At 57.6% G+C, this 24759-nt stretch carries 23 protein-coding genes; all 23 read right to left on the reverse strand.

Annotated elements, in window-relative coordinates; all coding sequences use genetic code 11:
• Window positions 1-62: 62 nt before the first annotated feature.
• Window positions 63-1160 carry a transcription termination factor NusA gene (gene nusA, locus ACLBWT_RS00305; protein ID WP_447661135.1) on the reverse strand — a complete coding sequence of 366 codons (1098 nt, stop codon included), beginning with the start codon at window positions 1158-1160 and terminating at the stop codon, window positions 63-65.
• 27 nt (window positions 1161-1187) lie between these two features.
• Window positions 1188-1649 (reverse strand): ribosome maturation factor RimP, encoded by a 462-nt coding sequence (gene rimP, locus ACLBWT_RS00310; protein ID WP_447661136.1) that lies wholly within the window; start codon window positions 1647-1649, stop codon window positions 1188-1190.
• A gap of 186 nt (window positions 1650-1835) precedes the next feature.
• Window positions 1836-6137 (reverse strand): PolC-type DNA polymerase III, encoded by a 4302-nt coding sequence (locus ACLBWT_RS00315; RefSeq protein ID WP_447661137.1) that lies wholly within the window; start codon window positions 6135-6137, stop codon window positions 1836-1838.
• A gap of 357 nt (window positions 6138-6494) precedes the next feature.
• Window positions 6495-7943 (reverse strand): proline--tRNA ligase, encoded by a 1449-nt coding sequence (proS, locus tag ACLBWT_RS00320; protein WP_447661138.1) that lies wholly within the window; start codon window positions 7941-7943, stop codon window positions 6495-6497.
• A gap of 12 nt (window positions 7944-7955) precedes the next feature.
• Window positions 7956-9230, reverse strand: coding sequence for an RIP metalloprotease RseP (rseP, locus tag ACLBWT_RS00325; protein WP_447661139.1), 1275 nt, complete (start codon window positions 9228-9230; stop codon window positions 7956-7958).
• 195 nt (window positions 9231-9425) lie between these two features.
• A complete protein-coding gene (locus tag ACLBWT_RS00330) occupies window positions 9426-10568 on the reverse strand; it encodes a 1-deoxy-D-xylulose-5-phosphate reductoisomerase (protein WP_447661140.1) in 1143 nt (380 codons plus the stop codon).
• Window positions 10569-10605: 37 nt separating this feature from the next.
• A complete protein-coding gene (locus ACLBWT_RS00335) occupies window positions 10606-11400 on the reverse strand; it encodes a phosphatidate cytidylyltransferase (RefSeq protein WP_447661141.1) in 795 nt (264 codons plus the stop codon).
• Between the two features lie 29 nt (window positions 11401-11429).
• The gene (locus ACLBWT_RS00340; protein ID WP_447661142.1) at window positions 11430-12194 is read right to left on the reverse strand and encodes an isoprenyl transferase; all 765 of its coding nucleotides are present in this window, start codon (window positions 12192-12194) and stop codon (window positions 11430-11432) included.
• A gap of 118 nt (window positions 12195-12312) precedes the next feature.
• Complete coding sequence (gene frr / locus ACLBWT_RS00345) at window positions 12313-12867, reverse strand: ribosome recycling factor (protein ID WP_447661143.1); 555 nt, start codon at window positions 12865-12867, stop codon at window positions 12313-12315.
• A 1-nt stretch (window position 12868) separates the two neighbouring features.
• A complete protein-coding gene (pyrH, locus tag ACLBWT_RS00350; RefSeq protein WP_048747540.1) occupies window positions 12869-13597 on the reverse strand; it encodes a UMP kinase in 729 nt (242 codons plus the stop codon).
• A gap of 146 nt (window positions 13598-13743) precedes the next feature.
• Window positions 13744-14394 (reverse strand): translation elongation factor Ts, encoded by a 651-nt coding sequence (gene tsf, locus ACLBWT_RS00355; RefSeq protein WP_076355354.1) that lies wholly within the window; start codon window positions 14392-14394, stop codon window positions 13744-13746.
• 142 nt (window positions 14395-14536) lie between these two features.
• Window positions 14537-15235, reverse strand: coding sequence for a 30S ribosomal protein S2 (gene rpsB / locus ACLBWT_RS00360; protein ID WP_048747535.1), 699 nt, complete (start codon window positions 15233-15235; stop codon window positions 14537-14539).
• Between the two features lie 191 nt (window positions 15236-15426).
• Window positions 15427-16092 (reverse strand): hypothetical protein, encoded by a 666-nt coding sequence (locus ACLBWT_RS00365; protein WP_447661144.1) that lies wholly within the window; start codon window positions 16090-16092, stop codon window positions 15427-15429.
• Entirely contained in the window at window positions 16082-16621 is a 540-nt protein-coding gene (locus ACLBWT_RS00370) for a hypothetical protein (RefSeq protein WP_447661145.1), read from the reverse strand. Before ACLBWT_RS00370 ends, ACLBWT_RS00365 begins: the two co-directional genes overlap by 11 nt.
• 33 nt (window positions 16622-16654) lie before the next feature.
• Window positions 16655-16972, reverse strand: a complete 318-nt coding sequence (locus ACLBWT_RS00375; protein WP_447661146.1) for a hypothetical protein — start codon at window positions 16970-16972, stop codon at window positions 16655-16657.
• Between the two features lie 9 nt (window positions 16973-16981).
• Complete coding sequence (locus tag ACLBWT_RS00380) at window positions 16982-18385, reverse strand: DUF342 domain-containing protein (RefSeq protein WP_447661147.1); 1404 nt, start codon at window positions 18383-18385, stop codon at window positions 16982-16984.
• 13 nt (window positions 18386-18398) lie between these two features.
• Window positions 18399-19187 carry a FliA/WhiG family RNA polymerase sigma factor gene (locus ACLBWT_RS00385; protein ID WP_447661148.1) on the reverse strand — a complete coding sequence of 263 codons (789 nt, stop codon included), beginning with the start codon at window positions 19185-19187 and terminating at the stop codon, window positions 18399-18401.
• A gap of 72 nt (window positions 19188-19259) precedes the next feature.
• Window positions 19260-19721: a hypothetical protein gene (locus ACLBWT_RS00390; RefSeq protein WP_447661149.1), complete on the reverse strand. Its 462-nt coding sequence runs from the start codon at window positions 19719-19721 to the stop codon at window positions 19260-19262.
• A gap of 2 nt (window positions 19722-19723) precedes the next feature.
• The gene (locus tag ACLBWT_RS00395) at window positions 19724-20218 is read right to left on the reverse strand and encodes a chemotaxis protein CheD (protein WP_447661150.1); all 495 of its coding nucleotides are present in this window, start codon (window positions 20216-20218) and stop codon (window positions 19724-19726) included.
• A complete protein-coding gene (locus ACLBWT_RS00400) occupies window positions 20215-20835 on the reverse strand; it encodes a chemotaxis protein CheC (protein ID WP_447661151.1) in 621 nt (206 codons plus the stop codon). The genes ACLBWT_RS00395 and ACLBWT_RS00400 overlap by 4 nt, the downstream gene beginning before the upstream one ends.
• 5 nt (window positions 20836-20840) lie before the next feature.
• A complete protein-coding gene (locus tag ACLBWT_RS00405) occupies window positions 20841-21302 on the reverse strand; it encodes a chemotaxis protein CheW (protein WP_447661152.1) in 462 nt (153 codons plus the stop codon).
• A 23-nt stretch (window positions 21303-21325) separates the two neighbouring features.
• Window positions 21326-23380, reverse strand: a complete 2055-nt coding sequence (locus ACLBWT_RS00410) for a chemotaxis protein CheW (protein WP_447661153.1) — start codon at window positions 23378-23380, stop codon at window positions 21326-21328.
• Between the two features lie 38 nt (window positions 23381-23418).
• Entirely contained in the window at window positions 23419-24744 is a 1326-nt protein-coding gene (locus tag ACLBWT_RS00415; protein WP_447661154.1) for a protein-glutamate methylesterase/protein-glutamine glutaminase, read from the reverse strand.
• Window positions 24745-24759: the final 15 nt, after the last annotated feature.

Here is a 24759-nt window from a genome sequence, read left to right on the forward strand (position 1 = left end):
TAGTCCCCCCTTGCGGCAGACAGCCGTGCTTCAAGCGACTCCAGTCGTCCAGCGGCTGGGAATCAGTCGATCGTTATGGAGTCCTGGTGCATCGCGACGCCCTGTGTCCGTTCACGGCCGTATTCCTGCTCCGCTTGCGTCTCGCTCTTGATATCGATCTTCCAGCCGGTAAGCTTGGCGGCAAGACGGGCGTTCTGGCCTTTGATGCCGATCGCCAGCGACAGCTGGTAATCCGGCACGATGACCCGAGCCATCTTCTCCTGCTCGAATACGATGACTTCCAGCACCTTCGAAGGGCTGAGAGCATTCGCTACGTATTCCTCCACGCTGTCGGACCAGCGGACGATATCGATCTTCTCGCCCTTCAGCTCCGTCACGATCGTCTGCACGCGCATGCCCTTCTGGCCTACGCAGGAGCCGACGGGATCCACTTCCGCATTGCGGGAATGGACGGCGATCTTGGAGCGGAAGCCGGCTTCCCTCGCAACCGAACGGATCTCGACCACGCCGTCGTAGATTTCCGGAACTTCCAGCTCGAACAACCGCTTCAGCAGCCCGGGATGGGTGCGGGAGAGGATGATCTGCGGCCCTTTGGTCGTATTCTCCACCTTGGTGATGAACGACTTCACGCGATCGCCATGCCTGAACTTGTCCGTCGGCATCAGCTCGGTCAGCGGCAGCACCGCTTCGACTTTGCCGAGATCGATGAACAAGTGGCGCGTATCCTGGCGCTGGACGATGCCGTTGACAATATCCTCTTCCTTGTCGATGTACGCATTATAAATGAGGCCGCGCTCCGCTTCGCGGATCCGCTGCGTAACGACCTGCTTGGCCGTCTGGGCGGCGATCCGTCCAAAGTCGCGAGGCGTGACTTCGATATCGGCGACATCGTCGAGCTGATAGTGAGGATTGATTTCCCGTGATGCCTCTACCGATATCTCAAGGCGCGGATCAAGCACTTCCTCCACCACGTTCTTGCGCGCGTATACCTTGATGACGCCGGTATGGCGGTTGATGTCCACGCGCACGTTCTGAGCGGTGTTGAAGTTGCGCTTGTAGCTGGAGATGAGAGCGGCTTCGATCGCTTCAAGGAGGATATCCTTGGCGATCCCCTTCTCTCTCTCTATCTCGTTTAAGGCTTCAATAAAATCCATGCTCATTGGAACCACGGATCCCCCTTTCAATGTTTAGAAAACGATAGCCAGCCTGGCGCTGGCCACCTTCGCATATGGGATGGCATGACTCTTGCGCCCGGTGCTGACGACGACGGTCTCCCCGTCGAACGAGACCAGCGGCCCTTCGAACTCCTTGAGTCCGTCGATCGGCTCGTACGTCGTGACGAATACCTGCTTGCCGACCGCCTTGCTTACATCTTCCGGCTTCTTCAGCGGGCGCTCGGCGCCCGGCGACGAAACTTCCAGGAAGTAAGCGTCCGATACCGGATCGTTCTGATCCAGCTGTTCGCTCAGATACTCGCTGATGCGTCCGCACTCGTCGATGTCAATACCGCCTTCTTTATCAACAAATACGCGAAGGAACCAGTTGCTGCCTTCCTTCACGTATTCGATGTCCACAAGCTCGAATCCGTTGTCGCTGAGAAATGGGCCGACCATCTCTTCCACGACGGCTTTGATTCTGGATGTGCTCAAATCCAATTGACCTCCCGATCAGTCCGAAAAAGTAGTGGACAAAACGTGAAGAGTGGGTTTCCCCACTCTTCAGAAGTACCTCTATCCCCATGATTACCAAAAAAATTATATCATAACCCGTGTACACTGACAAGATTTGTTTTCCTTAGAAGACTTTCCATGGATGGCTGCAAACCCTTGCGGGGCTTAGAAAAGCGAGAGCTGGTTGGACTCCGGCAGACCGCGGAAGCAGCCCATTCCGGTCAACACTTCGATAATCGTCTTGGTCGCCTTCGACCGCTGCTGGAAATCCTCGATCGAGAGAAACTCGCTGCCGTCCCTCGAAGCTCCGATGTTGCGAGCCGCGTTTTCGCCGATGCCGGCTATCGCCGCGAACGGAGGAATCAGGCTGTCGCCGTCGATCGTCCATTTCGTCGCGTCGGAGCGGTACAGGTCGATCGGCTTGAACGAGAAGCCGCGCGCAGTCATTTCCAGCGCCATCTCGAACATCGATACCGAGGCCTTCTCCTTCGGCGTCGCCGCGAAGCCCTTTTGCTCGATCTCCACCAGCTTCTTGAGAATCGGCTCGTAGCCTTGGCACAGCAGCTCCAGATCGAAGTCTTCCGCACGGACCGTGAAGTAGGTGGCATAGAATTCGATAGGGTGATAGAGCTTGAAAAAGGCCGTGCGCACAGCGGAAATAACATAAGCCGCGGCATGCGCTTTCGGGAACATGTACTCGATGCGCAGGCAGGAATCGATATACCACTGAGGCACCTTGCAGCGCTTCATCTCCTCGATCCATTCCGGCGTCAGCCCTTTGCCTTTCCGGACGCTCTCGGTAATCTTGAAGGCAAGGCCGGCATCCATGCCCGCCTTGTAGATCAGATAGAGCATGATCTCGTCGCGGCAGCCGATAACGGTCTTGATCGAGCAGGTTCCATTCTTGATCAGCTCCTGGGCATTGCCCAGCCATACCCCCGTGCCGTGCGACAAGCCGGATATCTGAAGCAGATCGGCAAATGAAGTCGGCTGCGTCTCTTCGAGCATTTGCCGGACGAACTTGGTCCCCATCTCCGGAACGCCATAGGTGGCGACGCTGGAGCGGATCTTCTCCGGAGCCACTCCGAGCGCTGTCGTGGAGTTGAACATGCTCATCACCTTGGGATCGTTCATCGGAATCGTCGTCGGATCGACGCCCGTCAGATCCTGGAGCATCCGCATCATCGTCGGATCGTCATGGCCGAGGATATCAAGCTTGAGCAGGTTCATTTCGAAGGCGTGATAATCGAAATGGGTCGTTTTCCATTCTGCTCCCGTATCATCGGCAGGATACTGGACCGGCGTGATGTCCTCGACGTCGATGTAGTCCGGCACGACGACAATGCCGCCCGGATGCTGGCCGGTGCTCCGCTTGACTCCGGTGCAGCCTGACGCCAGCCGGCTGAGCTCCGCTCCGCGCCATTTCCGGCCTTTTTCCTCTTCGTATTTCTTGGCGAAGCCGTATGCCGTCTTCTCAGCCACCGTTCCGATTGTGCCGGCGCGGAACACGCATTTCTCGCCGAAGATCTCCTTCGTGAAATTATGCGCGATCGGCTGGTACTCGCCGGAAAAGTTGAGATCGATATCGGGAACCTTGTCGCCTTTGAAGCCGAGGAACGTCTCGAACGGAATGTCCTGGCCTTCGCCCTTCATTTTCTTGCCGCAATGCGGGCAATCCTTGTCCGCCAGATTGAAGCCGGAGGATACGCTTCCGTCCAGAATCCACTCGCTATGCCGGCAGTCCGCATTCAGGCACAGATAATGAGGAGGCAGCGGGTTGACCTCGGATATGCCCAGGAAGGTCGCGACGACAGAAGAGCCTACCGATCCCCGCGATCCGACCAGATAGCCGTCCGCATTGGATTTCTTCACCAGACGCTCGGAGATGAGATAGTTGGCCGAGAAGCCGAACTTGATGATCGGCACGAGCTCTTTTTCCAGGCGGTCGATGACGACCTGCGGCAGCTCTTCTCCGTACATGCTGCGGGCAGTCGAATAGCAGGTATCGCGGATCTCCTCATCCGCCCCTTCCATGATCGGCGTGAACAGCTTGTCCGGAAACATCTCGAACGGCTCGAACCTTCCCGCAAGCTCCACCGTGTTGGCGACGACGACCTGATAGGCAAGCTCTTCGCCGAGGAAGCGGAATTCCTGCAGCATCTCGTCGGTCGTACGCAGATGGGCATCGGGGAGACGCTGGCTCTTCAGCGGGCTGAAGCCCGTAATGCCCATGATCGTGATGTCGCGGTACATTTTGTCGCGGGGGTTCAAATAATGAACGTTGCCCGTGGCAATGACGGGCTTGCCTAGCTTCTCGCCGATCCGGCAAACCTTGCGCATCGCGTCCTCGATCTCGGCACGGCTGCCTACAAGCCCTTTGTCCACCAGATGCATGTAGAAGTCGACGGGCTGAATCTCCAGCGCATCGTAGAATTCGGCGACATCCTCCGCTTCCTCCACCGTCTTGTTCAGGACGGATTCGAAAAACTCGCCCTTCTCGCACCCGGAAATGATGAGCAGGCCGTCCCTCATGTCCTTGAGCTTGCTCTTCGGAATGCAGGCGACACGCTTGAAATGCTCGGTATGCGAGAGCGAAATGAGCTTGAACAGGTTTTTTTTGCCCGCTGCGTTGAGGGCATAGATCATGCAGTGGAACGGACGGCTGTTGGAGAGGTCCATGCCCACATAATCGTTGAGCTGATGAAGCCCGGTCACGCTGCGCTGGGCGGCATCGCCGATCAGGCCGTACAGCACGCCGGCTAGCGCTACGGAGTCGTCCACAGCGCGGTGATGGCTCTCGAGTCCGACCTTGTATTTGTCGGCCAGCGTGTTGAGCCGATGGTTCTTCATGGCCGGATGCAGGAAGCGGGCCAGCTCCAGCGTATCGAGAACCGGATTTTTCAGCTCCGGAATGCCGATCATCTTGCATGACGCTTGAATGAAGCCCATATCGAAACGCGCGTTGTGGGCGACGAGGACGCAGTCGCCTACGAAATCCACGAACTCGCGAAGCTTGGGCTCCAGCTCGGGAGCACCGCGGACCATATCATCCGTAATGTTGGTCAGCTGCTCGATATGGTATGGAATGCGCTCATGAGGATTGATGAAGGTGGCGAACCGGTCGATCTCCTGCCCATTCTTGTATTTGACCCCGGCAAGCTCGATGATTTTGCAATTCGTAATGGAGAGGCCGGTGGTCTCGATGTCGAAGACGACATATTCGGCATCCTTCAGCGTCTCCTGACGCGGATTCAATACCATCGGAACGGCGTCGTTCACGACGTTGGCCTCTACGCCGAACAGCACCTTGATTCCGTTTTTCTTCCCGTGCTTGAACGCTTCGGGATAACATTGCACGTTGCCGTGATCGGTGACCGCAATCGCCTCATGCCCCCATTTGGCGGCCGTCTTGATGTACGTATCCACCGAGGTGACAGCGTCCATCGTGCTCATCGTCGTATGGAGATGGAATTCGACCCGCTTTACTTCAGCGGTATCGGTCCGATCCTTGGGCGCAACGACTTCATGCAGATCGTTGGGCATCATGACGAGCTCAGGCTCCTGCATGAAGCGGTCGTACTCGACGCGCCCCCGGGCCTTGATCCATTTGCCGTTCGACAGCTTGGAGAGCACCTTCACGTCTTCCTTGGTCTTCGCGAACATCTTCATGGCGATCGAATCGGTAAAATCCGTCACGTTGAACGTAAACAGGGTGCTGCCGTTGCGAAGCTCTTTGACCTCGAGCCCGAATACCGTACCCTGTACGGCGATCTTCTTCTCTTCCTCCACGATGTTCATCATCGGCACGGCTTCTTCGCGGATATCGTAGCCGACAGCCAGGCGGACATCGCCTTCCTCCGGCTCCGGAACTTCGCTCGCCGCGCTCGTCATGATCTGCATGACGGTCTCGTTGTTCTCCTGAACGACGCGCTGGGCGAACTCCTCATAGAGCTCGCGGGCCGCTTCGCCTGCCGCCAGCTTGACGCGCAGCGTGCGCGAGAAGCGTTCCTCATAGAAGCGGACGATCGCCTCGTCCAGCTTCTTGCGCTTCGCCAGCTCCAGCCCTGCCTTGTCCATGAGCTGAAGCAGCAGCACGCCGTTCTCGGCCGATGCTTGTCCTTTGGCGAGCCAGCCGTTCACTGAAGCCATCTCCTGCTGCGCCCACTCCACGAACAGCGGCCAATACTCCAAGCACAGGCTTTCGCTCGGAATATGGTCCTCATACGTAAAGCAAAACGATACTTCGGCGATATGCCGGAACTTCTCCCGGACCGTCTTGCAAAAAATACTATAGTAATCGCGCTGGACGAGCGAGCGGACGGAGATGCAGAACGTCCACTCCCGGTTGCTTTCGCTTACCAGCACCTTCTCGATGATCGCGTCCTGGAAATGGGTTCCGATCAGCTCCGGCGGAAGCTCAGCCTGCTTCGTCAGCAGCTCGAAGCGTTGTCTTTTGTCGGCGCTCATGTAGTCCCTCCTGGAAATGCAGCTTTGAACCGTCAATGGAATCTATTATACCGTCGAATAAAGGGGAAGAACATAGAAAGTTGGCAGCAATGCGCGCCAAAGAAACGAAAGCAGCGCCGCTCGCCGGCGGAAACCCCTTTCGATCGCTGTTGAATACGGATTCTTTTTTTATTTAGAACATTCAAGGTTGGAATCCGTCTTCAAAGGCGACCACTACGTTTCTGCAGGGGTTTTCCGCATGCTCCGGCCTCTTTCTTCTGCCCCCGACTTTCCATGAGCAGAGAGAAAAGAGAGAAAAAAACAAAGCCCCATGCCGGGGCTTTGTTGATGGCTGCGGAAAACCACGCAGCGAAAAGATCAGTAGGCTCTGGCGAAGACGACCGTATGCTCTGCCTTCCCGCCGCAGACGAGGCAAGCTTCCTTGCGCTCGGCCGGCTCGAACGGAATGTTGCGGCTCGTCGCGCCGGTCTCTTCCTTGACCTGCTTCTCGCAGGCGGCCGAACCGCACCAGCCTGCCGTCACGAAGCCGCGCTTCTGATCGAGCAGCGCCTTCATTTCATCCAGCGTATCGACCGCATGCGTATTCTCTTCGCGGAAGCTCTTCGCCTTCTCGAACATGTCGCGGTGGATTTCTTCCAGCATGCGCTGGATTTCGTCCTTCAGATCGCTCTGGTTCACGACGCGCTTCTCGCCGCTGACGCGGGATACGAGCACGCAGACGCCGTTCTCCATGTCGCGAGGTCCGAGCTCGAGGCGAATCGGCACGCCGCGCATCTCGTACTCGTTGAATTTCCAGCCCGGGCTCATGTCGGAGCGGTCGTCCACTCTTACGCGGACGCCGGCTTTCTTGAGCTCGCCGTACAGCTCGTCCACTCTCGCGATGACGGCATCGCGCGTTTTGGGAGGGCCGATCGGGATCATGATGACCTGGGTCGGGGCTACCTTCGGCGGCAGCACGAGCCCGCGGTCGTCGCCATGAACCATGATCAGAGATCCGATCAGGCGGGTGCTGACGCCCCACGAAGTCGTATGCGCGAACTGCAGCTGGTTGTCGCGGTCAAGGAACTTGATGTCGAAGGCCACGGCGAACTTGTTGCCGAGGTAATGGGAGGTGCCTGCCTGCACGGCACGGCCGTCCTTCATCATCGCTTCGATGGAATACGTGTCGACCGCGCCGGCGAAGCGCTCGCTAGGCGTCTTCTCGCCGCTGATGACCGGAATCGCGAGATAGTCCTCGACGAACGAACGGTACGTTTCCAGCATGGACATCGTTTCCTCGCGCGCTTCCACCTCGTTCTCATGCGCCGTATGCCCTTCCTGCCATAGGAATTCGCTCGTGCGGAGGAACGGCAGCGTGCGCTTCTCCCAGCGGACGACGTTCGCCCACTGGTTGATGAGCACAGGCAGATCGCGGTAGGAATGGATCCATTTGCTGTACATATGGCCGATCATCGTCTCTGAAGTCGGACGGATCGCCAGCCTCTCCTCGAGAATCTCGCCTCCGGCTTCGGTTACCCATGGAAGCTCCGGATTGAAGCCCTCGACATGCTCTTTTTCCTTCTGGAAGAAGCTCTCGGGAATGAAAAGAGGGAAGTAGGCGTTGCGATGTCCGGTCTCCTTGAAGCGGCGATCCAGCTCATCCTTGATATGCTCCCAGATCTCATAGCCGTCCGGACGGAACACGATGCAGCCGCGCACAGGCGAGTAATCCATCAGCTCCGCTTTTTTGATGACGTCTATATACCAGCGGGAAAAGTCTTCCCCCTGAGGTGTGATTTCCGATACGAATTGCTTATCCTTCGACATAAAGGCTCCCCTCTACCCTCGTACTAAACGTAAAATATCATTGTAAGTCACGGCAAGCATGAGCAGCATCAGCATCATGAAGCCGATGACATGGACCATGCTCTCCCTCGCGGGATCGACCGGACGTCCCCGCAGTCCCTCCAGCCCGATGAATACGAGCCGGCTGCCGTCCAGCGCCGGAATCGGAAGCAGATTGAAGATGCCGAGATAGAGACTGAGCACGGCCGCCCAATTCGTCAGCGACGGGAGGCCTTGCCGGGCGATCTGTCCGGTAACCTCAGCGGTCCGTACAGGACCTCCAAGATCGTCGAACTTGAAGTTGCCCGTAATGAGCTGGCCGAAGCTTTTGAAAATCTGCACGGTCACTTCCTTCATCGTGACGGCCGATTGCGTGACCGTCTCTCCGAACGTCGCGGACCGCATCGGATATCCGGCCGTGATGCCGACCTTGCCGGCCTTGCTCTCCTTATCGGGAACCGGAGTCAGCGTGAGCGAGAGAGGCTCTCCGCTACGGATGATTTTCAATTCAAGAGGCTTGTTCGCCGACTTGCCGATGATCTCGATCATCTTGGCATAATCGGTCCCGACGTCGGTGCCTCCCACCGTATCGATGACATCGCCCTTCTGCAAGCCCGCCTTCTCGGCCGGCATGCCTGCGACGACGCTGTTGATCAGCAGATGTTTGGGATTGTCTTGAACGACGCCTGCCATCTGGATGTAGACAGCGAACAGGACAAACGCCAGGATGAAGTTCATGAAAGGACCGGCTGCAATGGCCAGTGCCCTCTGTCCGACCGTCTTGCTGCCGAACTGCCGGTCGATGGGCGCAATCTGGGTTTCCCTGCTCTTCGCAATCATAAGCGCCTGCGGATGGACGTCGTAACGTTCCGTATCGCCTTCCACATGCAGCTGAATGAACAATCTGCGCTCAAGGTCGATCTGTTCCACTTCGCCTCGGATGACTCCGCTGCGCTCGTCCAGCCGATCGAGATATATGCGTGTCACGCGTCCATCCTTCACACGGACCGCGACCGTCTGCCCAGGCTGGACTTCCGAGATTTCCGGATCTTCGCCTGCCATGCGGACGAATCCGCCTGCGGGAATTAGACGGAGCGTGTAGCGGGTTTCCCCTCGCTTGATGGAAAACAGCTTGGGTCCGAATCCGATCGCGAATTCACGGACCAGAATGCCTGCGCGCTTGGCAAAAAAATAATGTCCCCATTCATGGATGGTGACAATGACGAAAAACACGAGAACGGTCATGAAGATGACCTGAATTGTACCCATAGCTGTCAGTGCCTCCAGTCGGTTAACGGCCTGTACCTAGATTATCATTATTCTCCCGGCAGACACAAGAGAACCGCCCTTCGCCGGCAAACCTCCGCCGTCCCGATATGGACCTCGGCAGTTGACGAGGAAAAACAGCTTTCAGCGGAAGGAAGCGTGGCTGAAGCTAACGATTATGGGGGCAATAGAGGGATTCTAAACCGCTGAGGAAGCTTCCCGCCGAGCCCAGGCATCCGCCTCGGCGATCTCTTCCAACCCCGGGACAGCAATGACGTCATGCCTTTCAAGGACGCTCTCGAGAATGCTCTCGATGTGGAGGAATTCGATCTCGCCCTTCAGGAAACGGTCGACCGCCACCTCGTTCGCCGCATTGAACACCGTCGTCGCCGTGCCGCCCGCACGTCCGCATTGAAACGCCATGCGCAGGCAGCGGAAGCGGTCGTAGTCCATCTCCCGGAAGGTGAGGCTGCCGGCCTGCACCAGATCCAGCCTCTTCGACGGGCTAGACAGCCGCGCCGGGTAGGAGAGGGCATACTGGATCGGCACCCTCATGTCCGGCATGCCAAGCTGCGCGATAATGCTATGATCCTTGAACTCGACATACGAATGGATGATGCTCTCCGGATGGATCACCACGGAAATATCGTCGTAGGACAGGTCGAACAGCCAGCGGGCTTCAATGACTTCAAAGCCTTTGTTGACCATCGTAGCGGAATCGATCGTGATCTTGGCGCCCATCGACCAGTTGGGATGGTTCAGAGCTTCCGCGACCGTGACCCCGCCGAGCTGCTGCCGCGTGCGGTCCCGGAAAGAGCCGCCGGATGCGGTCAGCGTGATGCCGAGAACATCCTCTCTCCGCTCCCCGTTCAAGCATTGGAACAATGCCGAATGCTCGCTGTCCACGGGAAGGATGCTCACTCCGCGCCGCTTCGCGGCGTCCATGACCAAATGCCCCGCCGTAACGAGCGTCTCCTTGTTCGCCAGCGCGATCGTGCGCCCCGCTTCGATGGCCGCAAGCGTAGCCGGGAGGCCGCGGCTTCCCATAATGGCCGTCACGACGACATCGGAGCTGCCTCCGCCCGCCATTTCCACCAAGCCCTCTTCGCCATGCAGCACCTCTACGCTTGGAGGCAAAGCCTCCCTGGCGTAGCGTGCTCCTTCCTCCGTGGCGAGACAGACCCGCTTGGGCTTGAATTTCAATGCCTGCTGGACAAGCAGCCGGGCATTGGAACCGGCCGCCAATCCCTCCAGCTCGTATTCATCCGGATGGGCTGCCATCACATCGAGCGTCTGGGTGCCGATCGAGCCGGTCGATCCGAGAAGCGTAACTTTTTTCACCGAACCATCTCTTTCTTCTTATGTATTGGCGCCGCTGTCAGACGGGAACGAGGCCCGTCAGCACAAGAAGCGGAAACACGATAATCCAGCTGTCGCAGCGGTCGAGCACCCCGCCGTGACCCGGCAGCAAGCGCCCGCTGTCCTTCACGCCGCGAAGACGCTTGTATGCCGACTGGATCAGATCTCCGAACTGCCCGGCTACTGCCGCCACAACACCGATCATGACCGCATGGCCGAGCCCGATCCATTCCGGAGCGGCGAAGTGGAACGCCGCTGCGACGACGATGGAGGCCAGCACGCCGCCAAGCGAGCCTTCGATCGTTTTGTTGGGGCTGATTGCCGGCCACAGCTTCGTCCTACCGATCGCTTTGCCGATGAAGTAGGCTCCGATGTCGGAAGCCCAGATGCAGCCGAAACAGAGGAAAGAAAAGAAAAGCCCGTGTTCATGGAAGGCTCGGACCTGAAGCATGGAACCGAAACCATATCCGACATAGAGAGCTCCGAGCAGCAGCAAGGCGGCTCCGTCTAGCGTCGTCTCGTTCTTGCTCACGACGGTCACCGCGAGCAGCAGCAGCATCAGAATCCATACGGCATAACCGTCCATCGGCATCTCGAGTCCCATCTTCTCCCAAGGAAGCAGAAAAAAAAGCATCCCGGCATAGCCGATCAGCCCGGCCGGGTGCAGGGGACGAAATCCGTTCAATCGAACATATTCGTAAAAGCCGATGAGGGCAAGAAGCAGCAGCAGCACGTTGTAACTTGGGCCCCCAACGACAAGCAGAAGCAGGAACAAGGCTCCCGCCAAAGCTCCGGTAACGATGCGTTGTTTCATGGGTAAGGTCCTCTTTCAAAAGCGGATCGTTAAATGCCGCCGAATCGCCTTGCTCGCCGCTGATATTCCGCGATGGCTTCCTGGAACAATTCTTCCGTGAACGCCGGCCAGTAAACATCGGTGAACCACAGTTCGCTATAAGCCATCTGCCAGAGCATGAAGTTGCTTAGACGAAGCTCTCCGCTCGTTCGGATGAGCAGATCAGGATCCGGCAAGCCGCTGCTGAGAAGGCGCTTCGCCATCATCTCTTCCGTGATGTCGCCTGGCTCCAGACCGCCGTTCCTCACATCCATTGCCAAGGATTTGACCGCATCCAGCATTTCGGACCGGCTTCCGTAATTCAAGGCAAAGTTAAGAACCAACCCGGTATTGGCTTTTGTTTTTTCAATCGCTTCGTCGAGCGCTGCCAAAGTGAAGTCCGGCAAATTGCCCCGGTAGCCCATCATCCTGACCTGGACATTGTTCTCGATGAGCTCTTCGAGCTCAAGCGCAAGAAACTCCTGCGGAAGCCGCATCAAAAAATCGACCTCTGTCTTGGGCCTTTTCCAGTTCTCGGTCGAAAAAGCATACAAAGTCAAAAATTTGACTCCGACCCGGTCGGCTGCCATCGTCACCTTCTTGACCGCTTTCATGCCCGAGTGATGGCCGGCTATCCGCGGCAATCCCCGGTTTTGGGCCCATCTTCCGTTGCCGTCCATAATGATGGCCACATGTTCCGGAATATTGTCCAGGCTTGTGGGGTCCGCCACCTGCGGAGATGCCTTGCCGCGCTTCGACCATAACCGCTCAATCATCCTGATTCCTCCCCGCCGGCAATGACTTTAGGCTGGCAGGCTCCTCATAGGAGCCATGATGCAGGCAAACCCCACCTGTCGGAGGGGCTTGGATCTGACCTGTGCCGGCATTCCCGGCCTAAACTTCCATGATGTCTTTTTCTTTGACAGCAAGCACCTTATCGACTTCAGCGACAAACTTGTCCGTCGTTTTCTGAATGTCGTCCTGATGGCGCTTGGACTCGTCTTCGGAAATATCCGTTTTCTCCAGCTTCTTGATTGCATCGTTGGCATCGCGGCGGATGTTGCGGATCGCGATTTTCGCTTCCTCGCCGAATTTTTTCGTCATTTTGACGAGCTCCGTACGGCGCTCTTCGGTCAGCATCGGCACGACGATCCGGATCGACGTCCCGTCATTGGACGGAGTCATGCCGATATCCGATTTCATGATCGCTCTCTCGATATCGCTGAGCGAAGATTTGTCCCAAGGCTGGATGAACAGCGTGCGGGAATCGGGCGTATTGATGTTCGCCAATTGGTTGAGGGGAGTCAAGGCCCCGTAATACTCGACTTGAATGCGGTCCAGCAGAGCCGGATTCGCACGGCCTGCACGAAGCGTGCCCAGATCGCGTTTCAAGGCTCCGATGGCCTTTTCCATTCTTTCGGATGCGTCTGCTTTGATTCCTTGCGGCATCTTATTGTGCACTTCCTTTCACGATCGTTCCGATTTTCTCTCCCAGGATGACCCGCTTAATATTGCCTGGAATCGTTATGGCGAATACGACGAGCGGAATATTGTTGTCCATGCAGAGCGAAGTGGATGTGGAATCCATGACGCCAAGATTGCGGTTGAGCACATCGAGGTAAGACAGCTGGTCGAACTTCTCCGCGGTTTCGTCCTTGAACGGATCGGCGGAATAAACCCCGTCCACTTTGTTCTTGGCCATCAGAATGACCTCGGCTTCGATTTCAGCCGCGCGCAGCGCAGCCGTCGTATCCGTAGAGAAGAACGGATTGCCCGTTCCGGCCGCGAAGATGACGACGCGCCCTTTCTCGAGATGGCGAATCGCGCGGCGGCGAATATACGGCTCCGCGATTTGCTGCATGGCAATCGAGGTCTGGACACGGGTCGGCACATCGATGGATTCAAGCGCATCTTGCAGAGCCAGCGAATTCATCACCGTAGCCAGCATGCCCATGTAATCGGCTGTCGCACGGTCGATTCCTTTGGCTGTTCCCGCGATACCGCGCCAGATATTCCCTCCTCCGACTACGATAGCCACTTCGACGCCAAGCTCCACGACTTCCTTGATTTGCTGCGCGATGGACGAAATGATCTCTGCCTCGATGCCATAGCCAGCCTGCCCCGACAGCGATTCACCGCTGACTTTCAGGACGATCCGTTTGTAGACGGGATTCTCCAACGTCAATACCCCCATGTAATACCCAGATTTGCTTTACTTCAGCCTTGTCCGTGGACAAAGCAAGAGGCGGGGCGGACGCCCCGCCCCGCCTGCTGCGTTCGGTTGATCAAAGCGTTCCGTGCGGACACGGAACGCCTGGAGACGACTTACAGTTTGGCTTGCGCCATGACTTCTTCAACGAAGTTGTCGACTTTTTTCTCCAGACCTTCGCCGAGCTCGAAACGAGCGAAGCGACGGATGGAGATGTTCTCGCCGATCGTGCTGATCTTTTCGTTCAGCAGCGTGGTGATCGTCTTGTCCGGATCTTTGATGAAAGCTTGCTCCATGAGGCAGAACTCCTCATAGTACTTGCTCAGGCGGCCTTCAACCATTTTCTCGACGATATGGGCAGGCTTGCCTTCGTTGAGGGCTTGGGCTTTAAGAATTTCGCGCTCTTTTTCAAGTTCAGCCGGATCGACTTCTTCACGGCGAACGTATTTGGCGCCTACAGCTGCGATTTGCATAGCGATGTCTTTGCAGAATTCGCGGAATTGATCCGTTTTGGCAACAAAGTCCGTCTCGCAGTTGATTTCAACGAGAACGCCGATGCGGCCGCCGGCGTGGATGTAGGATTCAACGACGCCTTCCGTAGCTACGCGGCCGGCTTTGTTGGCAGCGGCTGCGAGGCCTTTTTCACGAAGCAGCTCGGCTGCTTTCGTCAGATCGCCGTTTGCTTCTTCCAATGCTTTTTTGCAATCGAGCATTCCTGCACCCGTTTTTTCACGGAGTTCTTTGACTGCGCTTGCGTTGACTGCCATGATTTATTCCTCCTGATTGCCTTTGCCAGGCGTTATGTTCGTGTATTCTCTCAAAAAAAGGGCGGCGAGGAGGCTTTCACCTTCTAACCACCCTTTGTTGTCTTCATCGTGTTAACCTGTTCAGAACAGCTAAAGCCGTTCCTTACGCGGTTGTTTGCTCGCCTTGGTTGGCTTCTACGATCGCATCGGCCATTTTGCCCGTAAGCAGCTTGACAGCGCGGATAGCGTCGTCGTTGCCCGGAATGACATAGTCGATCTCGTCCGGATCGCAGTTGGTGTCTACGATGCCGACGATTGGAATGCCCAGCTTGCGGGCTTCAGCCACGGCGATGCGTTCTTTGCGCGGATCGATGATGAACAGCGCGCTAGGCAGCTTGCGCATGCCTTTGATGCCGCCGAGGAACTTCTGGAGACGGTCTTTTTCTTTGCGAAGAATGATGACTTCTTTTTTAGGCAGGACTTCGAACGTGCCGTCCTCTTCCCATTTCTCCAGTTGACGGAGACGGTCGATCCGTTTTTGGATCGTGGAGAAGTTGGTCAGCGTGCCGCCGAGCCAGCGTTGGTTGATGTAGTAGTTGCCGCAACGCTCTGCTTCTTCTTTAACAGAGTCCTGGGCTTGTTTCTTGGTACCTACGAACAGAATCGTACCGCCGTCTTCAGCCACGGAGCGGACGAAGTTATAAGCCTCTTCCACTTTCTTGACTGTTTTTTGCAGGTCGATAATGTAGATTCCGTTACGTTCCGTGAAGATATAGCGATCCATTTTAGGGTTCCAGCGGCGAGTTTGGTGACCGAAGTGCACACCAGCCTCGAGCAGCTGTTTCATGGAGATCACTGCCATCCTCAACACCTCCTGATTGGTTTTTATTTGTGTCCTCCGCCGATGTCATCTTCCGGCAAGACTCCCCATAAGGAAGCACCCTTGTCGAAATTAACCGGCGTGTGTTTTTAACACCGTCAATTACTATAGCATACTGCCTGCCCGCTTGCAACCTTCAAGGCTTGCTTTGACAGGCGGGCCATCAAAGCCTCCTAGCCGCCTGAGCCGATTCTCTTTTTCGCCTCGTCAGGGTCCATAGGCTGGCCCGTCACGATTTTTTTCACGGCGGCAAGATCCTGCGATCCTTTGAAGGAAAAATAGCCGGCCCGGACCGTGCCCGGAGAGCCGCCCTTCTGCATGTAAGCCACGAAGTCTTCTCCCTGTTCGACGACTCCGCTGCTTTCCAGCAGCTTTCCGACCGAGGTCAAATTCGAATTCGGCGGAATTCTCACGATGATCGTTTTCCCGTTCGCGCTGCTTTTCTCCGCCTTCTTGGACGAGGAGTCCTGCTTTGCGGGAGAAGGCTTAGCCGCCGGACTCGGAGACGGGCTTGGACTCGAAAAAGCGCCGGCAGCACCCGATTCAGTCTTGAGCGGGGACGCGGCCGGCTGATTGCCGCTTTCCGGAGAAGCGCCGTCGGGGCTGCTCTCTGCTTCCCGTTCCCGCAGCGCTTTCTCGATTGCGGCTTGTACAAGCAGATCGGCTTCCTCTTGCGTATAGACAGCGCTCTCCTCGCCGCTGCCCGACTCCGATGAGCCGGATTCGACGCCTGCCCAAGACGCTGACTGCGCTTGGCCGGCATTCATTAATTGAAGCAAAAGAGCACCGGCCATCATGCCGACGCCCAGTCCGATCCAAAACGACCTCTTACCTCGCATTCGCCGATTCCTCCTGCCTTGCAAGCTGCTGGATGAGCAGCACCTCTCCCTTATGGATGCCGAGCTCCTTGGCGATCTGGTCCACGGATCTCCCCTGCTGCTCCAAGTCGAACAGCTGCCGGAAGCGAGCGCGGATGGATTCCGGCGCTTGCAGCGGCTGGGCTGCTTCCTCTCGCTGCATTGGAGCAGCTCCGGCAGCTTCCGCCTGTCCTGCAGCCAGAGCAGAGCCGGAGTTGGCGGCAATAGCATCCTGAAGCAGCCTGCACTGCTTCTCCAGCTCCTCGATGCGCTGCTCCCTCAGCCTTGCTTCGGCCTGTTCCTGCTCTCTGGAGGACTTGACCAGCTCGCCGAGACTCCGATTGCTTTCTTCCATATTTTCCATGAACTGCTCCAGTGCGTTCTCCATCTGCTCAAGCCCTCTGTCGCGGGATACGCTCTCCTCTGAAGGCTTCTTTCCTCGGCGGGGCGCCGCAAACGCCCATACCAGGACGACCGCCCCCAGCAAAACGATATACTGCCATGGCTGCATGTACGATCTGTCCTCCTTGCTGCCGGGCTTCAGCTACAAGCTGAAGTCCACATGCTTTCCCTTGAACGGATGGACCCCTTCCGCCTGCGCTCCATCCTCTTTGCCGCCAGACGGATTCCCTGCCGCCTTGTCACGGCCCGCTCCGTTCCCGGAGCTGTCCTTGCCCGTTCGCAGATTCCCCTTAGAGTCCACTTCTGTCGGACTGTTGCGGTTCTTTTCGCTCCGCTTGGCCGTGTCCTGCTCCTGAGCGCGGGCCTCTGCGGCAAGACGGCTCTGATAATAGCCTTGCTGGGTTCCTGCCTCATGAACTTTCGGAACGGAAACTTGCAGGTCGACCGGTCGATAGGTCATCAGCGCCTCCTACACGATGGAGCCCATCGTGATTTCCCCGTCGATGTAGCGGAAGCTGACACGCGAGGCGGGATCCTTGATGAATCGGGTATACCTTCCGATCACGATCCGCGTCCCTCCATATACGGTTCCGGACACCTCGACCCGTGCCGTGCTGGAATCCTCCAGCGAACGCTCGATCTCCAGCATTCGGTCGCGGACTTCGTCCAGTTCGGCAGATGTCTGCTTTTTGGTCGCTCCGAGCTTGATTCGCAGCGCGAGCTTATCCGGAGAAATCTGGCCGGAAGCAGCCAGCTGGTCGAGCAGAGCGAGAGCCTTCTCCGTTTTGTCGAGCGCTTCGCCATGCGTTTTCATTATTTTGCGGAGATTCAGCAGTTCCTGCCGCAGTTCCGGCCTGACGCCGACTTCAATGGAAGTCGCCGTCGACATCCCGTTGCCGATCGTCCGCGCCTTGACTGCTTCGCCCGCTTGAACGGATCCGCCGACGATCAGCCCCTTCGCTCCAAGGCAAAGGACATTCTCACCCGCCTTGACCTGGGAGTGCATGATGCTCTGGCTGACCTGTACATCCTCGCCCGCCGATACGGTCCCATCCTGAACAAATGAGCAGCGAAGCGATTTGCCGGACTTGATGCTTCCTTTGTTGCCGGCCATGATGCCGCCCGTAATCTCGATCGATCCGTCCGATTCAAGCTCTGCGCCTTCCACGCCCCCGACGACCCGGATATCGCCCGCTGCCCTTACTTTGAAGCCGGTCAGCACGTTGCCGCGAATAACGACGGTGCCGACGAAGTCGATATTGCCCGTTCGATAATCCACGTCTCCATTGACCTCATATACCGGGAACACATTGATCGTTTCGCTCTCTGTCAGCGTGAATACGCCGTCGAGCGCGGCATACACCATCGTGCGCTCCGGATTGCACACCACATTCTTGCCGACCTTAAGGCGCATATCGCGGCCCCGCTTGCCCGCAACCGGCTCGCCGGCAACATTAATGCCGGCTTCTCCGTCGCCCGGCTCCAGTTTGCGCGCGACCAGCTGCCCGCGCTGCACGTTGCGGATGCGGTTGATTTCCTTGAAATCCACCTTGCCGCTGTCATTCTCCTCCGGCTTGAAGCCGTCGCTCAAGTCGATTGTGAACATGACGCGGGAATCTGTGCCCTGTCTGGCAGGCAATCCCTTGGCCACGACCGTTTCCTTGATGCTGCATGCCGCAGGATCGCTGGCGATCGCTTGCAGGGCTTCCGGCAGGATGCCGTATGAAATCCCTGCCTGCCGGACAAACCGCTCCAGTTCTTGAGCCGTAACGGAAAAGTCGTCGTCGCAGCGTTGAAAATGAATGTACCCGGTCATTCGGTCAGGCGACAGGCTAACTTTGAGATAAGATTCCAAATCAAGCTGCTGGTTCATCGCTTTTCCTCCTTCAGGAGTTCTGCATCAGTTGATCTTTCTGCTTGGAAAGCGCACCTCTCAGGCGCAGGATCGCTTTGGAATGAAGCTGGGAGATGCGAGACGGGGACAGGGACATGACTTCTGCGATCTCGCTCAAGGAAAGCTCTTCATAATAGAAGAGAGAGACGACGATCCGTTCTTTTTCCGTCAATCGCTCGATTCCTTTCACAAGGGATTCCTTGAGGAAAAATTCATGCACTTTATGGTCCGGATTTTTCGCTTTCTCATCCACCAGCAAGGACATTCTTGTCTCGCTCTCCTCCTCGCGGATCGGATCTTCAAGGGAACAGACCGTCGTGACGGCAATTTCCTGCAGCATCGTCGTGAACTCCCTCTCCGTTACTTGAAGATAGGAGCTGATTTCAACATCGGACACGGACCGCAAATACTGCTGCTCCAGATGCTGATAGGCTTCCTCTATTCGCTTGGCCTTTTCGCGGACCGAACGGGGGACCCAGTCGCCTTGCCGGAGGCCGTCGATGATGGCCCCCCTGATGCGCCAGGAAGCGTAGGTTTCGAATTGAAGGCCTCGTTTATAATCGAATTTATCGATCGCGTCAATCAGCCCCATCGCGCCGTTGCTCGCAAGATCGTCTTTGGATACATTTTTGGGCAGGCCGATCGCCATTCGGTTCGTCACGTAATCGACCAGCGGCAAATACTGCTCAATCAGAGCCTTCTTCGCGTCTATATCCTGCTCTTCCTTCCATTTCTCCCACATCGCCATGTTGGACAAATGAGGCGCTTTCGGCTCTGTCATGGCTTCCAAGCCTCCTTCAGGATTCACCTCGCGGTTATTCCAGCCGTTAGGATGCATGCCTGCAGCCTAATGCTACTCTTCTTCTCTGCTTATATGACGGACTGCCTGTGCAAGCTCGTCCGGCTCCATGCCGGAAGGAACCGATTTCAGCCGGGCAGGCTGCAGCGGCTGGAAGCCGCTGTTCTGCTGCTCCGGAGCCAAGGAGGCGTCCATGCCTCCGGATCCGTCCGGCTGACTCGACCCGCCGGCAGGCGGCCGCAGGCCTTGAAGCAGCAGCTCGTTCAAATCCTCTCCGTTTGCGGAAAGGTCCAGATGCTGCCCGGCTGCCGGTTCCTCCCCGACTTCCCGGTCGGGCTGAGGGACGGTCTGCTTCAGCAGAACCCGCAAAGCGTAACCGATCGCCCAGAAGGCTGCGGCAGCTGCCAGAGCCCGCGTCGCCGCGGCGTCGATCGGATTGCGTCCCAGGTTGATCGCCGCCGTAAGGACCGCTCCCAGAACCGCCGACCATGCATTGATGCGCCATGTACCTATCACGCCTACAACTCCTTTGTGCCCCGCTGGACGGAGCGGACATGCAGGATGCCCGTGCCTGTATCCAGCTCGATCGTTCTGCCGTAGCTGCCGCCTGTATCCTCGGCGAGGATGGGAATGCCGTAGCTGGCAAGGACGGCCGTGCAGCTTTCCACATTGCGGGGACCGATCCGCAGCGAATCATTGGCCGACAAGGCCGCGAACATTTGGGCGCCGCCGGCCATCTTGGCGGACAGCCGTCCAAGTCGGGCTCCCGCCTTCTGCAATTCTTCGATCAATAAGGGAAGAGCGGTGTCGGCATATTTGGCCCGGTTGAAATCCGCTTCTCTGGCTATGGATGAATTCGGGAGCATGACATGGGCCATTCCGCCGATCCTCTTCTCTGAATCGTACAAGGTCAGCCCGACGCAGGAGCCGAGTCCCGTCGTACGGATGGCGCTGCCGTCGAGAGCGATATTGAGGTCGGCCATTCCGACTTTCACGACTTGCTGCTGGATCATTCGAGCGGCACTCCTAGCGAGCGGAAGATAGTGGAGAACGATTCCGGATCCGGAATCAGGAAGAACTGGCCTTCCAGAACTTCCCCTCCGTCATGAAATTTGGTCTCGATCAGCAGCGCTGTGTCTCCCATTTCTCCGTATTGCATAAGCCCGTATACGAGCACGGCTCCCGCCATGTCCATCGCGACGGCAGGAACGCTGGGGGCGAGGCTCAGCTTGGTGAGATCGGCCAGCGAAGATAAATAGGAGCCGGCGAGAATATTGCCGATTTCTCCAATGGCGGATAATTCCATCTCCGAGTATTCGAGATCCTCTTCGACTTCCATCGCCGCAAGCTTGCGGAGCATCTTCTTGGCCGCGACCGGGTTCATCAAATAGAACAGATTGCCGGGAGCCTCGCCTTCCACGCGGAGAAACACGGCCATGACCAGTTCCTCGGCGCCTCCGGCCCGTTCCGCGACTTCCTCGAAAGGCACCAGGCTCACCTTCGGCACGGCCATGTCGACCGGCTTGTTCAGCAAAGTGGACAGAGCCGTTGCCGCGTTGCCGGAGCCGATGTTGCCGACTTCCTTCAGGACATCCAATTCGAAGTCGGCCAGCTTGTCGAGTGTGCTCAATTCGGTCAAGCCTCCATTTGCTCCAGCTGCACGATTTCGTTCTTGTTCAGCACTTCCGACAGGTTGAGCATGACGAGAAGCCTGCCCTGCGGCGTCTTGGCGATACCGCGCAAATACTTGGCCTGGATGCCGCCGACGACTTCAGGCGGCAGGTCGATGTTGTCGGTATTGATGTCCGTCACGTCGTTGGCGCGATCGACGATGAATCCGACCTCCAGCTCTCCGGAGCGCACGATGATGATGCGGGTCTGGTCCGTCGATTCCGTCTCCTCCAGCCCGAAGCGGCCGCGGAGATCGATGACCGGCACGACGATGCCGCGCAGGTTGACGACTCCCTTCACGAATGCAGGCGTTTTGGGCACGCGAGTCACCGGCATGAGTCTTTCCACCGTCTTCACTTTATCGACTTCGATGCCGTATTCTTCTTCTCCCAGCGCAAACACGATTACTTTCAGTTCTTCTCCCATATCCGTTTGCCTCCTCCGATAATTTATTTGAACAGTGCGTTCGGATCGATGATGAGGGCGACCTGGCCATCGCCAAGAATGGTCGCTCCGGATACGGCCGGAATCTGGCCGAGATAACCGCCCATCGACTTCAGCACGATCTCGCTCTGGCCGATGAAGTCGTCCACGATGACTGCCGCCCATTTATCGCCTTTGCGGATGACAAGGTACTCGCTCTCCAACTCTTCTTCTTCATTGAAGTCGGCTGTTTCGAGTACATTGCCCAGTGATACGAGCGGAATGACCGCATTGCGGTATGCAATCATCCGGTTGCCATGCACGTTCAGGATGCTGTCCCTGCTGAGAATGCCGGTTTCCACGATGGAAGAAAGCGGAATGGCGTATTTCTCCGAGCCGAGCTTGATCAGCATCGCGGTGATGATCGACAGCGTGAGCGGAAGCTGGATGCTGAACTTGGAGCCGATGCCGGCCTTGGATTCGACCGATACATTGCCGCCCAAGGAAAGAATCTTCGAGCGGACGACGTCGAGTCCGACCCCGCGGCCCGAAATGTCCGAGATCGTATCCGCCGTGCTGAAGCCGGGCGCGAAGATCAGGTTGTTGATTTCGTCCTGGGTCATCCGCGCCGCTTCCTGCGCGCTGAGCACCCCGTTCTCGACAGCCTTGGCCTTGACCTTCTCGGAGTTGATGCCCCTTCCGTCTTCCTCCACCTCGATAAAGACATGGTTGCCGCTATGATAAGCCCGCAGGAATATCGTGCCGGTTTCCGGCTTGCCTGCCTCCAGGCGGCCATCCGTCGTTTCCAGGCCATGGTCGAGGGAATTGCGGAGCAGATGGACGAGAGGATCGCCGATTTCGTCGATGACCGTCCGGTCCAGCTCGGTGTCGGCGCCTACGATGACGAGATCGACCTTTTTATTCAGATTTTTGGCCAGATCCCGCACCATGCGAGGGAAGCGGTTGAAGACGGAATCGATCGGAACCATGCGGAGCTTGAGCACGATGTTCTGCAGATCGCCGCTGATGCGGGATAGGTGCTCGACCGTTTCGCTCAGCTCCGTGCGGCCGATCTCGGAAGAGAGCTGCTCCAGCCGGACCCGGTCGATCAGCAGCTCGCTGAACAGATTCATCAGCGAATCCAGCCGGTCGATGTCCACCCGTATCGTCCGCGATGCGGCCTGAGCTGCAGGAGCCGACGCTGCCGCCGTCTGCCGCTTGGCTTCCGCGGCTGCGGAAGACGCGGCTTGAACGTCCGCTATCCTTGCATCCGCCCCTTTCACGGCTTCAGGGATTTCCGGATGGGCCAGCGCTTCCAGAGCGGCTTCGTCCAGAAGGCTGGCAGCCGCTGAGGCAATTTCGGAAATGCTGCCGGCTCCTTCCGCAATGGCCTGCTCGTCGGAGCCTGTTACGAGAATGACGGTGAAGGACTTGTCGAACTTCTCCTGCTCGAGATCCGTCACCGACGGAATCGATTTGATGACTTCTCCGTGCTGTTCCAGGAAATTGAATACCATATACGAACGTGCTGCTTTCAGCACGCAGGAATCCTCCAGCTCGACATCGAGCCGCACGGCTTTAAGCCCGCTTTCGACCGACTGCTTGAGCACCGACAGCTGGAACTCGTCCAGATCGGCCGAGGCTCCGTTCTCTTTCTTGGAAGCGGCTTGAGTTCCCGCTGCCGCGTCCTTGGCCAAATAACTGCCGTCCACGATGGATTTCAGGGAGGACAGCAGATCGGCGACATCGGCTTTGCCGGCCCCGCCGGCCGTAATGTCGGCCACCATCGTCTCCAGAGCATCCAACCCTTTGAAGAGCACATCGAAGATGAAAGCGTCCATCGTCAGCTTGCCGTTGCGGACAAGATCAAGGACATTCTCCATCTCATGGGTAAGGGAAGCAAGATCCTCGAATCCCATCGTAGCCGACATTCCTTTCAGCGTATGGGCCGAGCGGAAGATGATCTGGACAATGCCGATGTCGGCCGGGTCGCTTTCGAGCTTCAGGAGATTTTCATTGAGTGCTTGAAGATGATCATTGGATTCATCGATAAACATAGACAGATAAGCGTTCATATCCATTACAGGTCCACCTCCTGAACTAAGTTTGCTGTCCTGCCCTACGTGCAGCGCCGGGCAAGCTCTCCTGCAATTTGGAAAAGCGGCAGAGCCGTCTGCGAGCCTCCGAGCTCAACCGCGCTGCGAGGCATTCCGTACACCACACAGGTTTCCTCCGACTCTGTGATCATGCTGGCCGCGCCGCTTTCCCGAAGCTCCAGCATGCCTCGCGCGCCGTCGCTTCCCATGCCGGTAAGCAGAACGCAGTGGCGCTCCAGCTCCGCATAGGGAACGATGGAGCGGAACAGTACATCAACCGAAGGGCGATGCCCGCTGACTGCCGGCGATTGGGTCAGCCGGATCTGGTAGCCGGCTCCGTCCTTCTCGAGCTCCATGTGGCTTCCGCCGGGAGCGATATAGACACGGCCGGCAAGCACGCGTTCGCCCTGCTCCGCCTCCTTCACCTCGATCATGCTGCCTGCTTCAAGCCGCTTGGCCAGCGATGCCGTGAATCGGGGGGGCATATGCTGGACGACCAGCACCGGGGCCGGCAAGTCTGCCGGCAGCGAGCCGATCACTTCGCTGAGCGCTCGCGGTCCGCCAGTCGATGTGCCGATGGCGACAACCTGCGTCCACTTTTCCCTGGAAGCCAGAGATTTGGGGACCGATTCCTCAGCTGAAGCATGCGGATTGGAAGGCATCCCCGTCCGCGCAGGCCGCGAGGCGCCTGAAGCCGGCCGTGCTGCCCGCTCCTTGGAAAGGGGGGCTTCACTTGCGCTTGCTTGCCTGCGCTTGGCATCCGCAACAGGAGGAATCCGCGTCTTGCGTGTCTCGTCCGGCGTCCCACGGGCTGCGCCGCTCGGGCCTGGAGCGGATGAAGGCTTCGCATGGCTGCCGGCATCCTTTGCTGCCTGTTTGCGTGCAGGCAGCTCCTTCTTCCCTCCCGCCTCCCGCGCCGGAAGGCGAGGATGGATCAGTCGGCCTCGGAATTGAAGAGCGGTATGCAGCTTCTCCCTCAGCAAGCGTCCGATCGTTTCAATCTCCCCTGGGGGCGAAGCGGGTGAAGGCTTGCGGATGAAGTCGAATGCTCCCTGCTGCAGCGCGGCAATCGTGAGCGAGGTATGTTCCTCGCTGATGCCGGAGAACATGATCACCGGAAGCGGGCGGCTCTCCATGACTGCCACGAGAGCTTCGAGCCCGTTCATTTCGGGCATCTCGAGATCCATAGTCATGGCATCGGGTGCGAGAAGCCTTGCGGCCTCCAGCGCTTCCCTGCCTGTCGCCGCCGTCCCGGCAACCTCAAAAGCCGGGTCTTGCAGGATTAAATCACGAATAATGGCACGCATGAAGGCGGAATCGTCCACGATCAAAATACGGAACTTCTCCATCTCCCTATCTCTCCC

This window comes from Paenibacillus sp. D51F (genome assembly GCF_053345695.1).